The 12,191-nt window shown below is 30.0% G+C and carries 12 protein-coding genes; 5 read left to right on the forward strand and 7 right to left on the reverse strand.

All coding sequences use genetic code 11. The annotated features are described in order from the left end of the window. Window positions 1-437 precede the first annotated feature (437 nt). From gyrA to dnaA, 7 genes are all read right to left on the reverse strand, one after another. Window positions 438-2,885, reverse strand: coding sequence for a DNA gyrase subunit A (gene gyrA / locus M2651_RS13010; RefSeq protein ID WP_350338305.1), 2,448 nt, complete (start codon window positions 2,883-2,885; stop codon window positions 438-440). 30 nt (window positions 2,886-2,915) lie between these two features. Continuing rightward, window positions 2,916-4,826 carry a DNA topoisomerase (ATP-hydrolyzing) subunit B gene (gene gyrB / locus M2651_RS13015; protein ID WP_252132772.1) on the reverse strand — a complete coding sequence of 637 codons (1,911 nt, stop codon included), beginning with the start codon at window positions 4,824-4,826 and terminating at the stop codon, window positions 2,916-2,918. 38 nt (window positions 4,827-4,864) lie between these two features. Next, complete coding sequence (remB, locus tag M2651_RS13020) at window positions 4,865-5,128, reverse strand: extracellular matrix regulator RemB (protein ID WP_252132773.1); 264 nt, start codon at window positions 5,126-5,128, stop codon at window positions 4,865-4,867. 19 nt (window positions 5,129-5,147) lie between these two features. After that, a complete protein-coding gene (gene recF / locus M2651_RS13025) occupies window positions 5,148-6,257 on the reverse strand; it encodes a DNA replication/repair protein RecF (protein ID WP_252132774.1) in 1,110 nt (369 codons plus the stop codon). 34 nt (window positions 6,258-6,291) lie between these two features. After that, window positions 6,292-6,498: an RNA-binding S4 domain-containing protein gene (locus M2651_RS13030; protein WP_252132775.1), complete on the reverse strand. Its 207-nt coding sequence runs from the start codon at window positions 6,496-6,498 to the stop codon at window positions 6,292-6,294. Between the two features lie 83 nt (window positions 6,499-6,581). Then, on the reverse strand, window positions 6,582-7,685 hold the full coding sequence (gene dnaN / locus M2651_RS13035; RefSeq protein ID WP_252132776.1) for a DNA polymerase III subunit beta: 1,104 nt from the start codon (window positions 7,683-7,685) through the stop codon (window positions 6,582-6,584). Window positions 7,686-7,944: 259 nt separating this feature from the next. After that, window positions 7,945-9,294, reverse strand: a complete 1,350-nt coding sequence (gene dnaA, locus M2651_RS13040; RefSeq protein ID WP_252132777.1) for a chromosomal replication initiator protein DnaA — start codon at window positions 9,292-9,294, stop codon at window positions 7,945-7,947. Window positions 9,295-9,910: 616 nt separating this feature from the next. Between dnaA and rpmH the strand changes: the two genes are divergently transcribed. From rpmH to jag, 5 genes are read left to right on the forward strand one after another with little or no spacing between them, the layout of a single operon-like run. Further along, window positions 9,911-10,045 carry a 50S ribosomal protein L34 gene (rpmH, locus tag M2651_RS13045; protein WP_034572126.1) on the forward strand — a complete coding sequence of 45 codons (135 nt, stop codon included), beginning with the start codon at window positions 9,911-9,913 and terminating at the stop codon, window positions 10,043-10,045. A 53-nt stretch (window positions 10,046-10,098) separates the two neighbouring features. Next, entirely contained in the window at window positions 10,099-10,479 is a 381-nt protein-coding gene (gene rnpA / locus M2651_RS13050; RefSeq protein ID WP_252132778.1) for a ribonuclease P protein component, read from the forward strand. Continuing rightward, window positions 10,442-10,690, forward strand: coding sequence for a membrane protein insertion efficiency factor YidD (gene yidD, locus M2651_RS13055; protein ID WP_252132814.1), 249 nt, complete (start codon window positions 10,442-10,444; stop codon window positions 10,688-10,690). The genes rnpA and yidD overlap by 38 nt, the downstream gene beginning before the upstream one ends. A 19-nt stretch (window positions 10,691-10,709) precedes the next feature. Then, a complete protein-coding gene (gene yidC, locus M2651_RS13060) occupies window positions 10,710-11,390 on the forward strand; it encodes a membrane protein insertase YidC (protein WP_252132779.1) in 681 nt (226 codons plus the stop codon). Between the two features lie 40 nt (window positions 11,391-11,430). Beyond that, entirely contained in the window at window positions 11,431-12,057 is a 627-nt protein-coding gene (gene jag / locus M2651_RS13065) for an RNA-binding cell elongation regulator Jag/EloR (RefSeq protein WP_252132780.1), read from the forward strand. The last annotated feature ends 134 nt before the right edge of the window (window positions 12,058-12,191 follow it).

The following is a 12,191-nucleotide window of genomic DNA, read 5'->3' on the forward strand; positions in this document are numbered from 1 at the left end:
CTCTCAATTTAAAAGTTTGAATCTTTATGCTCATTTTTAATTCAAAAGAATTGCTGGTTTATCTTAATTATTCTCTGTTTAATTTTCAAAGACCAATTAATTTTCGCTGTTATCTGACAGCTTTTATATCTTATCATTTAAACTTCTTATTGTCAACAACTTTTTTTAGTTATTGATAAGAAGTTTAAATGTTACAACGAAATTAATCGCTGTCGCATGTTTCAGCGACAAGTGATATTCTATCAAAAATATGCATTAATGCATTATTATATTTAGTAATTATGCTGAATTAACTCGTAATATGTAAATATTTCTCGATATATTTCATTTTTACACAACGCGACACGCTTGGAACGGTTTATTAAGTAAAATATAATTTTTTCTCACATAAATAAAAAGGCAGCACTTAAAAATTAAGTACTGCCACAAAACTAATATTAAACTTCATCATCAGTAATTTCTACTGTATTATCCTTATTTATCTTTGCAATAGCCACTACCTTTTCATCTTCAGTTGTTTTCATTAAGGTAACACCCATTGTGTTTCTTCCTGTAACTGATATATTTTCAGCATTTAATCTTATAGCTACCCCACTGGTATTTATGAGCATTATTTCATCTCCGTCTTTTACTATTCTAGCTCCAACTATCTTACCAGTCTTTTCAGTAACCTTATAAGTGATTATACCTTTTCCCCCTCTTCTGTGGGCAGAATATTCATTTATTCCAGTTCTCTTACCAAAACCATTTTCACTTACTATAAGTACATCCTCGTTTTCTGCTATAACATTCATGCTTACAGCTTTATCTCCTTCTCTTAAAGTTATAGCCTTAACACCAGTAGCAGTTCTACCCATAGGTCTTACATCTGTTTCACTAAATCTTATAGAATATCCATTTTCTGTAACAATTAATAATTCACGATTTCCATCTGTCATTTTAATATCTATAAGTTCATCGCCTTCTCTTAAATTTATAGCATTAAGCCCATTTTTTCTTATAGATGAGTATTCTGCTAAATCAGTCTTTTTAATTATACCTTCCTTTGTAGCCATTATAAGGAACTTTCCTTCTTCAAATTGTTTAACAGGCATTACAGCTTGTATTTTTTCCCCTGGATTTAGAGGAAGAATATTAACTAAATTCGTTCCTTTAGCAGCTCTTCCTGCTTCTGGCAGCTCATATGCTTTTACCCTATAGACTTTGCCAAGATTGCTGAAGAATAATAAGTGATTATGTGTGGAAGTAATAAATATATGTTCTACAAAGTCATCTTCTTTTGTAGCCATAGCCTGTATTCCTCTTCCACCTCTTTTTTGTGCTGTATAAGTATCAGCAGCTATTCTTTTTATATATCCAGCATGAGTCAATGTTATAACAACATCTTGTTCTTGAATTAAATCTTCTATATCTATCTCATTGTGATTTCTCTCAATACTAGTTCTTCTTTCATCAGAATACTTAGTTTTTATTTCAAGTAATTCATCTTTTATTATTTTCAGTACTAAAGATTCATTTGCAAGTATTTCTTTATAATATGCAATATCTTTCATAAGCTCATTATACTCATCTTCAATTTTCTGTCTTTCAAGCCCAGTAAGCCTTTGAAGTCTCATATCTAAAATCGCCTGAGCCTGTTTTTCAGATAATCCAAATTTCTCCATAAGCCCCGTTCTTGCCTGCTCTGTTGTTCTTGAAGAACGAATAAGTGATATAACCTCATCTATATGATCAAGAGCTATTCTTAAACCTTCTAAAATATGTGCTCTTGCAAGAGCTTTATCCAGGTCAAATTGAGTTCTTCTTCTAATTACTTCTTTTTGAAAGTCAACATAATGAACTAAAATTTGTTTTAAATTCAGAGTTTGAGGTTCATTATTTACTAAAGCAATCATTATAACTCCAAAGGTATCTTGAAGCTTTGTATGCTTAAATAATTGATTTAGAATAACATTGGCATTAACATCTTTTTTTAGCTCAATGACTATTCTCATACCTTCTCTATCTGACTCATCCCTTAAATCAGATATACCTTCAATCTTTTTATCTCTCACTAAGTCAGCTATATTCTCTACAAGTTTAGCCTTATTAACCTGATAAGGAAGCTCAGTTACAATAATTCTTTGTCTTCCCTTTTCTTCTTCAATATTAGTTTTAGCTCTAACAATTATCTTTCCTCTGCCTGTTTCGTATGCTTCTCTAATACCTGATGTACCAAGAATAATACCTGATGTAGGAAAGTCAGGTCCTTTTATTTTACTCATTAAGTCTAATATAGTTACTTCAGGATTTTCTATTAGCATAACTATACCATCTATTACCTCACCTAGATTATGAGGTGGTATATTAGTTGCCATACCAACAGCTATGCCTGATGAACCGTTCACTAAAAGATTAGGAAACCTTGATGGCAATACTGAAGGCTCTTGCTCCTCACCATCAAAGTTAGGAATAAATTCTACTGTATTTTTATTAATATCCCTTAAAAGTTCAAGGGTTATTTTGCTCATTTTAGCTTCTGTATAACGCATGGCTGCTGCTCCATCGCCATCTACGGAGCCAAAGTTGCCATGACCATCTATAAGGGTATACCTTATAGAAAAATCTTGAGCCATTCTTACTAGAGCATCATAAACAGCAGTATCTCCGTGGGGATGATACTTACCTAAAACATCCCCAACTATTCTTGCACACTTTCTGTAGCCTTTATCTGGGGTAAGCCCTAATTCGTACATAGAATAAAGTATTCTTCTGTGTACGGGCTTTAAGCCGTCCCTTACATCTGGAAGAGCACGACCTACTATGACACTCATAGCATAATCTATATAACATTTTTTCATTTCTTGCTTTATATCAACTTGTAAAACATTCCCGAAATTTTCCACGTACTACACCTCATCTCCTGTGTATATAACCTAAATATCTAAATTAACTACTTTCTTAGCATTCTCCTGTATAAATTCTCTTCTAGGCTCTACCTTATCTCCCATCAAAATTGTAAATATTTCATCTGCAGCCATAGCATCTTCCACCGTTACCTGAAGAAGAGTTCTTTTTTCTGGATCCATAGTAGTATCCCAAAGCTGAGTTGCATCCATTTCACCAAGACCTTTATATCTTTGAATGTTTGTGTTGTTGTCTTTTCCTCCTAAAGATGCAAGAATTTTCTCAAGTTCCTTGTCATTGTAAGCATAATAATCTTTTTTATTCTTTGAAATCTTATAAAGTGGCGGCTGAGCAATATATACGTGTCCTTTTTCAATTAAGTCTGTCATATATCTGTAAAAGAAAGTTAAAAGCAGTGTTCTTATATGAGCTCCATCAACATCTGCATCTGTCATAATGATAACTCTGTTATATCTTATTTTTTCTACATCAAAATCTTTGCCTATTCCTGCTCCAAAAGCAGTTATCATAGCTCTTATTTCCTGATATCCTAGTATTTTATCAAGTCTTTGCTTTTCTACATTCATTATTTTACCGCGTAGTGGAAGTATCGCCTGAAAACGTCTATCTCTTCCACCTTTAGCACTTCCTCCTGCAGAGTCACCCTCAACAAGGTAAATTTCACATTCTTCAGGATCCTTTGAAGAACAATCTGCAAGTTTGCCTGGCAAAGAACTTCTTTCAAGTACAGATTTTCTTGTAAGCTCTCTAGCTTTTCTAGCAGCCTCTCTAGCTCTTGCTGCAAGTAGTGCTTTATCAATAATAGTTTTAGCAACAGCAGGATTTTCCTCAAGAAAAGTACCTACTCCTTCTCCAACTATATTATCAACAATTCCTCTTACTTCGCTGTTACCAAGCTTAGTCTTTGTCTGACCTTCAAATTGCGGATCTGTAAGCTTTACAGAGATAACAGCTGTAAGACCCTCTCTTATATCATCACCAGATAGATTTTTGTCATTTTCTTTTAAATGTCCAAACTTTTTGCCATAATCATTAAATACTCGAGTCAACGCTGTTTTAAAGCCAACTAAATGTGTACCACCTTCTACAGTATCTATATTATTGGCAAAAGAGAAAATATTTTCATTATAGGTATCGTTATATTGAAGTGCTACTTCCACTGAATAGTCTTCTTTTTTTCCTTCTACATAAATTACTTTTTCGTGAAGAGCTTCTTTATTTCTGTTTAAATATTCAACGAAAGACTTTATACCGCCCTCATAGTAAAATTCTTCTGTTTTTCCACCTTCTCTTTCATCTGTAAGAGTTATTCTGATACCTTTGTTTAAAAAAGCCAGTTCTCTAAGCCTTTGAGCTAAAATATCATAATCATATTTTAATTCTTCAAATATTTCATAATCCGGCTTAAAATATACTTTTGTTCCATGACCTTCAGCTTCTCCGATTTTATCTAAGCCTGTAACAGGTTTTCCTCTTTCATATTTTTGTCTCCATAAGTTTCCATCTGCTGTAACAGTAACTTCACATACTTCTGAAAGAGCATTAACTACTGAAGCACCTACCCCGTGCAATCCTCCTGAAACTTTGTAGGCACCTCCTCCAAATTTTCCTCCAGCATGAAGCACAGTCATGATAACTTCAACTGTAGGTATTCCCATCTTAGGATGTATCCCTACAGGCATACCTCTTCCATCATCTACAACACTTATTGAATTATCGCTGTGAATTGATACATTTATATTTTTACAAACTCCAATCATTGCCTCATCTATGCTGTTATCAACTATCTCATATACTAAATGATGAAGCCCTCTAGGACCTGTGCTGCCTATATACATACCAGGTCTTTTTCTAACTGCTTCAAGTCCTTCAAGTACTTGAATCTGACTTTCATCATAAGTTTGCTTATTTTCTGACATCTTTTGACCTCCTTTTTTATCACCAACTATACTAAATTTTAAGTTTCCTCATATAAAAGTTCAGTTCTTTTTCCTAAAGTAGACGAGGATATAGGTGATAAAAATATCTTGCTTTTTTTATTAACCTCTGCTACAACGAAGGATTTAGGTTTTTCTTTAGTTATTCTTTCGATAAAACCATCTTCCTCTGCCATTCTTAAAAATTGACTTGTATCAGAACCATAGGTAGATGTTTCTATATCAAAAATACCAATTACATCTTTTATTGGAACTACTACATTTTCTCCTAAATGCAGGAACATGAAAAGCCCTCCCTTCTTATCAGCTTTGATTAAGTAAATATTCTTTTATTACTTTTCCACCTTTAATAATAAATACTTTTGCACTTTTATCTAAATAATTTTTTATGTTTTCTATACCTGTACAAGTAATTATTGTTTGAACATTATTTATTGAATTTAAAATATATTTTTGTCTATTTAAATCCAGTTCTGAAAGTACGTCATCTAGAAGAAGAACCGGATATTCATTTGTTTCATCTTTAATTATTTCTAATGATGAAAATTTTATTGTTAAAACTGAAGTTCTCTGCTGTCCTTGTGATCCAAAGTTTCTAGTGTCTACCCCATTAATATTTATAGAAAAATCATCTCTGTGAGGACCATAAGAGGTAGTACGTCTTTCAATATCGCTTTTTATATTTTTTTTTAAAAGATTATTTAACTCACTTGCTATATTTTCTGTGTTTTTCAAACTTGTGATATATTTAAAGTTTATTTCTTCTGTTTCTGAGGTGATTTCTCTGTGTATTATTTTTCCTTTTTTATTAAGCAGATCTATATATCTGATTCTCTCATTTATTATATAGCTTCCATACTTAGAAAGCTGCGCATCATAAACTTCAATAATTCCTTCCATATCATCACTCCACTTTTTAAGCAGAGAGTTTCTTTCATTAAGAGCCTTGTTATATTGAACTAAACTATAATAATATTTAGGATTTAATTTGCAAATTTCCATGTCGAGAAATTTACGTCTATGGGAAGGAGATTCTTTTACAATTTTTAAATCTTCTGGAGAAAACAGCACAACATTAAAAATACCAATAAGTTCTTGTATCTTATTGATTTTAATAGTATTTATTCTTATTCCTTTTTTACCATCTTTAAAGATTTTCATTTCTATGACTTTATCCAGTCTCTGTTTAGAAATATAGGCTTTAATATAGGTATCTTCTTTGTTCCAGCTTATAAGCTCCTTATCTTTATTTGTTCTATGAGATTTAGCTAAGCTGCAATAATATATGCTTTCCAGTATATTAGTCTTTCCTTGGGCATTATCACCGATAAATATATTAACGCCGTTATTAAAACTAATATTTAATTCTTCATAGTTTCTAAAGTTCATTAGCTGTAAATTTTTAATATACATATAAAACACCTATTATACTATTATAACATAAAAACTATATTATTTTATAACTTTCACCTTTAAATTCTATAATATCACCTTTAGTTAATTTTTTTCCACGCTGCAGCTCAATGTTTCCGTTTAATTTTATCTGACCTTCTTGTATATACATTTTAGCTTCTGTACCTATAGAAGCTATACCAGCCCATTTTAAAAAAGAATCCAGTTTTATTATTTCAGTATTTATCTTTATTTCTTTCATAATTTTTACTCCTTTTATATTTTAAAAAAATATTATATAGGGATAATTTATATATATTATCCCCTTAATTTAAAACTTTAATTTTAGTTTTCTATAAATCTAACTGGAAGAACTAAGTATGTGCAGTTATCTTTGTCTTTATTTTTTATTACACAAGGACTTACATTGCTTGTAAGTTCAAGTTCAATTTCTTCTTCATCCATGATTTTGAATACATCAATTAAAAATCTTGCATTAAATGCAATTTTAAGAGGTTGACCTTGCATAATTACATTTAATTCTTCTCTGACTTTTCCCAATTGAGAATCAGAGGTAATAACAATAAGATCGTCTTTTATATCTAGTTTTACTAAATTAGTGTTTCCTTCTTTAGACATTAATGATGCTCTTTCAATACAATCCAGTAATTCATTTCTTTTTACAGTAACCTTTAAATTATATTCATCTGGTATTATAGAATTGTAATTTATAAATTCTCCTTCTAATAATCTTGAAATAATTTTTGTATTTCCTAGATTAAATAAAATATGATTAGGAGTAAAAGTTATATTTACTGTTTCTTCAGAATCTTCTAGTATTTTTGACACTTCACTTAAAGCTTTTCCTGGGATAACTGTACTTATAGTATTATTGTTATCAACATTTTCTGATCTTAAGGCAAGTCTTAATCCGTCAAGAGCTACTAAATTTAATTTTTGATTATTTATTTCAAACTTAACTCCAGTAAGAATTGGTCTTATTTCATCTTGGGCTGTAGCGAAAATGGTTCCTCGTATCATATTTTTTAATAGCTTTTGTTTAATGGAAAAAATCATATTTTCATTTATTTTCGGAAGAGTTGGAAAATCATCTGCATTCATATATTTTAAAACTGCTTTTGATTTATAGCATAAAATTTCTAAAGAATTATTTTCAATAGTATTTATCTGAACTTCATCATTCGGCAGTTTTTTAATAAGTTCTCCAAATAGTTTAGAATCAACTACTACACTTCCTTCTTCTATTATATCTGCAGCTATTTTAGTATCTATGCTTAAATCTATATCTGAGCCAATAAGTGTCAATTCATTATTTTTAGCAATTAAAAGAATTCCATCTAAAATATTCATTGTAGATTTTCCAGTAACAGCTTTTTGAGCAGTTGAGATAGCTTCTTGTAAATGAGTTTTTTCACATATAAATTTCATTTTTTATCCTCCTTTTATTAACAGGTTAGTTTTACATAGATAGATTAGATAATAAATATATATTTTAGTAATAATAGTAGTAGGGGTTGTGGTTATGTGGATAACCTATTTAATGCTTAGAAATATCTTATAAATTAAGTAAAAATAATTGTGGATAAGTAAATTGAAACATTTTAAGCTTATCCACATTATTATAAAGATTTATATTATTATTTTGTTATCCACAGGTTATTTTTATATTATTAGAAACAGATGTTAATTATTTTTGCTGTATTTTTTTTGTTATTTCATTAATTGCTTCCTGAAGAGCTTCGTCTTCTTTTAGACCTTCACTGATTTTTTCATAAGCATGAATTACAGTAGTATGATCACGTCCGCCAAATTCTTCTCCAATCTTAGGTAAAGAAGTATCTGTGAGCTTTCTGCACAAGTACATAGCTATTTGACGAGGATATGCTACATTTCTAGTTCTCCTTTGAGATTTAAAATCATCAACTCTTAAGTTGTAGTAGCTTGCTACAATTTCTTGAATTAAATCAATTGTTATTTGTTTGCTTTGTTTATTTGAAATTATATCTTTTAAAGCTTCTGCAGCTAAATCTACTGATATTTCCTTATTTGTTAAGGAAGAGTAAGCAGTAATTCTGATTAAAGCTCCTTCAAGTTCTCTTATATTTGACTTTATTTTAGTTGCAATATAAGCCATAACATCATTAGAAATATTTAACCCTTCAACATCAGCTTTTTTCTTAAGTATTGCTATTCTTGTTTCAAAGTCTGGTGGTTGTATATCTGCAATAAGCCCCCATTCAAACCGGGATCTTAATCTATCTTCTAATGTAGGTATTTCCTTTGGCGGTCTATCGCTAGATAAGATTATTTGTTTATTTGCTTCATGCAGAGCATTAAAGGTATGGAAAAATTCTTGCTGAGTTGCATCTTTACCAGCTATAAATTGAATATCATCTATTAAAAGAACATCTACATTTCTATATTTGTTCCTAAATTCAACATTTTTATCGTCTTTAATAGAATTAATTAGTTCATTTGTAAATTTTTCAGATGATACGTAAACAACTTTAGATTTTGGGTTATTTTCAAGTATATAATGTCCAATTGCATGCATAAGGTGAGTTTTGCCAAGTCCAACACCGCCGTAAACAAAAAGAGGGTTATATGCTTTGGCTGGAGATTCTGCAACGGCTAAAGAAGCTGCATGGGCAAATCTATTGCTGTTACCTATAACAAAAGAATCGAAGGTATATTTAGGATTTAATGTAGCAGACATTTCATCATTAATTACTACATTATTTTTTGTTTCATTTTTTACTTTGTTTTCTTCAATATCAATGCTTTCCTCAGATGCAATAGTGAACTCAATATTATATTTTTTAGGTGAAATCATTTTTAAAGAATTAATAAGTAAATCTTTATACCTAGTTTCAAGTATTTCTTTTGTAAAGTTATTTGGAACTCCAAGTCTTAAGGTGTTATTACTTAAGGATAGTGGAATTGCACTTTTAATCCAGGTATTAAAGCTGACTTCGGTTAATTCACCCTTCATAATATTTAGGGTTTTTTCCCATAATTCTTTTAGTCCGCCATCCATTTTTTATCCTCCAGTTCAAATAAAAAAATAAATTTTTAACTAGAAAAAATAATAATCCACAATATAAATAAATATGATTGCAGGTCATTTTAATTTGTTGACAAATGTTGAAAAAAATATTCACATGTCAATAATTTTGTTGATATTTTATAAAATTAAAAGTTATTAACAGTGTGAAAAAAATATATATTAACATTATCCATATAGTAATAAATAAGTATATTCAGCTAAAAATATAAAGCTGAAAAGTATTATATTAGAATATATTAAACAAGTTATACACAAAATTATCAACATATGTGTATAACTTGTCATTTTTTTAATTGTTAACAATCCTTTATTTATAATAGCAAAAGAAAAACAGCTATTCAAGAAGTTATCCACAAAAAATGTGTAGAAATATAAAAAATATCAACAATAACTCTTATTCTTGACATTAATATCTTGTAAATATATAATTTAATAGTAAAACTTAAAGTATATTAATGCGAATTCTGATATTAATTATTGAAATTGGATATAATTATAAAAGGTATATATGGATTCGTTTTAAGTTTTATAGTGGTAGTAAGAAATTTGCTATATATACTAATTAGCAGAAGGGGGTGCAGTACAGATGTTTATGACATACCAACCTAAAAAAAAGCAAAGAAAAAAAGAACATGGATTCAGAAAGAGAATGGCTTCTCAAGGTGGAAGAAACGTTCTTAAGAGAAGAAGAGCAAAAGGTAGAAAAAGATTGACAGCATAAGGCCGCTTTAGTGGCCTTTTTCTGTAATTGCAGTAAAAAAGGAGCAAAACTTTATGCAAAACTTTGTAAAAGCAGAAAAACTGAGAAAAAATTTAGAGTTTAGAGCAGTTTACAGAAGAGGAAAATCTTTTTCTAATTTATTATTAGTATTATATGTAAGTAAAAATAATAAAGGTTTAAATAGAGTTGGAATATCTGTTAGTAAAAAAGTGGGTAAGAGTGTAGTTAGAAGTCGAGTTAAAAGATTGATAAGTGAAAGCTATAGACTCAATAAGGACAGTATAAAAACTGGGTATGACTTGGTATTTGTTGCAAGAAATGCAGCTAATGATAAAAGTTATTTTGAAATTGAAAAAGCCTTAAAAAATTTATTTAAGAAGGCAGGTTTATTAATTGATGAAAAAACTGTTGATTTTAATAATCAAGTTTTATAGAAGATTTCTTTCACCTTTAAAAAAAGCTTTTTATCACATTTTATCTCCAGAGCTGGGGGAAAATATAGGGTGCAGGTTTTATCCAACCTGTTCTCAGTATGCTATAGAAGCCATAGAAAAGTATGGTGTTTTTAAAGGAAGCTTTATGGCATTGAGACGGATTTTAAGATGTAATCCTTTTAACAATGGAGGATACGATCCTGTAAAATAAATATTAGGAGGTTTATGATTTGAATTTTTTAAATGCAGGTTTAACAAGATTTTTTGAATTTATACATAGTGGTGTGCAGTTTGTAGTAAGTAACCCAAATTATTCTTATGGGCTGGCTATTATACTGTTTACTCTTATTATAAGAATAATTTTATTACCCCTTAATATAAAGCAAACAAGATCACAGGTTAAGTTGCAGGAAATTCAGCCTGAAATTAAAAAGCTTCAGGAGAAATATAAAAATGATCCTCAGAAATCACAGCAGGAAATAATGAAGCTTTATAAAGAAAAGGGAGTTAATCCTATGGGTGGTTGTTTACCTCTTATAATTCAACTACCTATTTTATGGGCGTTATTTTATGTGTTTAGAACAATTAATCCTGTAGATCCTGTTACTAATCAATCAATAACAGTATCATTTTTATGGGTAAAGAATTTATTTAGTTACGATCAGCTTTATATATTACCAATACTTTCCGGTATAACTACATACTTATCGTCACTTATGATGGCACCAAAAGGAGATAGTGTTCAAGCGAAGCAGACAAGTACAATGAATATAGGTATGGCTATATTTATGGTATTTATGGCATGGAAATTTACTGCAGCACTTGTATTATATTGGGTTACTAATAACTTAATTCAGATGGGTCAGACTGTTCTTATGAGAAAATTAGAAATGAAAAAAGAAGATGTATAAAAAGGCTTTATTTTTAGTAGGAAGGTGGGTGTTTTAGGGTATGAAAATAATAGAAATGACAGGCAGGACTGTTGAAGAAGCTGTTAAAAATGCTTTGAGCGAATTAAAGGTTTCTGAAGATAAAATTGAAGTTGAAGTTCTTGATGAAGGAAGTAAGGGTTTATTTAAGCTGATTGGTGCTAAACCTGCAAGAATTAAAGTAAAAGTTAAGAGAGATTACATATACGAAGCTAAAGCATTTTTAAGAGATGTTTTAAATGCTATGGGAATTAAAGCTGAAATAAGAATAAAGGAAGAAAATGAAACTATAAAAATTTCTTTAACTGGTCCTGATATGGGAATATTAATCGGATATAGAGGAGAAACTTTAGATTCTCTTCAATATTTGGTAAGTTTAGTTGTAAATAAAGGGCATGAGACAGCTTATAAAAGAGTATTGCTTGATACTGAAAATTACAGATCAAAGAGGGAAGAAACACTAAAAAGATTGGCAGGCAAGGTTGCAAGCACAGTAAGAAGGACAGGAAAGCTTATTAGGCTTGAACCTATGAATCCTTATGAAAGAAGAATAATACATTCTGCCCTTCAAGATGATCGTTATGTACAAACCTTCAGTGAAGGGGAAGAGCCCTATAGAAGAGTGGTTGTTGATTTAAAGAAAGCCTAAGGGCTTTCTTTTTAAATTTATAGGGAATTTTATATGTAAGTGGGTATTAAAGGAAAATAGTTTTAAAATATTCACAGCTGATTTTTATTTTTTAGGATATAATATTTATATATTTGTGATAGAAAAAGAGGTGA

The organism is Clostridium caldaquaticum, assembly GCF_023806125.1.
GTDB classification, from domain to species: domain Bacteria; phylum Bacillota; class Clostridia; order Clostridiales; family Clostridiaceae; genus Clostridium_AT; species Clostridium_AT caldaquaticum.